The 1,533-nt window shown below is 43.5% G+C and carries 2 protein-coding genes; one reads left to right on the forward strand and one right to left on the reverse strand.

Annotated features, from left to right (window positions below; genetic code table 11):
* Positions 1–405: 405 nt before the first annotated feature.
* Complete coding sequence (locus R7F67_RS23930; RefSeq protein WP_005480479.1) at positions 406–678, forward strand: DUF3624 domain-containing protein; 273 nt, start codon at positions 406–408, stop codon at positions 676–678.
* Between the two features lie 192 nt (positions 679–870).
* Here R7F67_RS23930 and R7F67_RS23935 read toward each other — a convergent pair.
* Positions 871–1,533: GNAT family N-acetyltransferase (locus tag R7F67_RS23935; protein WP_318057424.1), on the reverse strand; the 663-nt coding region annotated here is incomplete at its 5' end.

A 1,533-nucleotide genomic window follows, 5' to 3' on the forward strand; every position in this document is an offset into this window, starting at 1 on the left:
ATCGTTCTACTACCTGAATCAACGATTTTAAATACAACATTTTTTGTTCATCATAACGTCTTGTTTCTATTCCCAAGCCAAATACAAAAAAAAAACCTCGCAGATACGAGGCTTTTTTCTGGACTAGAGTTTCATGGATTACATCATCGCATAACGACTCACTAGCACAATCGCGGTGAACCCAATGGTGAAAAATCCCCCGGCAAGTCCTAGTGCTACTCTCAGTTCTGTCGACATTATCTTTTCCTATTTTCTGGCTGACGCGGCACCATACACCAGTAACGTGCTACAGAATTTCATCAAAGCTAATTTTCCATTTTTGGGTTCGAATCACCTAACAAGCGCACATGGTAAAGCCTATTCATCTTCTGCTAATCTTGGGCAAGTTGAATTGAGGTAAACATCATGGCTTGTCGTAGCTGCCAAGAACATTGGTTTTGGAAAAAGATCGGTCGTTGTCAACGATGCATGGATCAATTGACCGTACTTTCAGTTGTGTGTTGGATCATTTGGTGGTTTGCTTTTCGCGATCACCCACAAAGCATTGAATCGATCGCCCTGATCTTTGCGGGCTTTGCATTTAACATTTTATTGTTTCTGCACTTATGGATGCGTTTTGTCATCTTGCCGTGGCAGCGTCGTCGTGGGAAACAGAATGGAGAGGATCACCACAAATGACAGATAGAAAAAAGCCCCAAAATCAATCTCGATTCTGGGGCTCTCTTAGATTCTTCTAAGAAAAAGCAGTGGTACTTTAATAGACCAAACTTCCTCTCAAAGGTTCAAAGTTTTTTCGATTTTTTTAGCAAAAACTTATGTAAATGATCGTTCTCTAACGATATCTGTTTAAATACTAACAAAATCAATATCCTATGCGACATGACTGCGTTGGATGATCTGTTCAACTAAATTGATCTCTAACGCCACTTCATCACAGGCATGTTGACGCGGGCATTGGTCGCAATCTTTCAACACTTTTTCTGGCAACAGAGACTTAGATGTTGGCAAGAAACTCTGCTTCATAAAGAACTCTGGCGTACGTGTTAGTACGAAGACTTTCTTAATCGCCATTTGACGTGCTTTATCCACCAAATAGTTCACGATCGCGCTGCCTTGCCCTTGTCCTTGCCAACCCGCCTCAATACCGAGCGAGCGAATTTCCGCAAGTCCAGAGTCATACACATACAGAGACGCGCAACCAGTCACTTCACCATGATGTTCAGCAACGGCAAATGAGCCAATGTCGCGAACGAGTTCATTACGAGAACGAGGTAAGTTTTCGCCCATATTCGCCCAATACGCAACCATGCCCTCAAGCGTTTCGATATCCGTTAAACGTGCAGGACGTACTTTAACGGCCGAACTATCACGCTGCGCCAAACGCTTGTCCGCTTGGTCAACGGCATAAGCGACTTGTTTTGGTGACACGCCACCAAGCGCGCTACGTTTTTCTAGACAAGACTCAATCGTTAGGATGTCGTACAAATCGTTGTCGATGACGTCAGAGAACTCTTGTATCTCTTGCAGTGACAG

The sequence above is a fragment of the Vibrio sp. YT-17 genome, from assembly GCF_033337375.1.
GTDB lineage: Bacteria > Pseudomonadota > Gammaproteobacteria > Enterobacterales > Vibrionaceae > Vibrio > Vibrio alginolyticus.

Bases quoted from the DNA above. Each gene is read 5' to 3' on its own strand.
- R7F67_RS23930 (WP_005480479.1), top strand. From the start codon at position 406: ATGGCTTGTCGTAGCTGCCAAGAACATTGGTTTTGGAAAAAGATCGGT.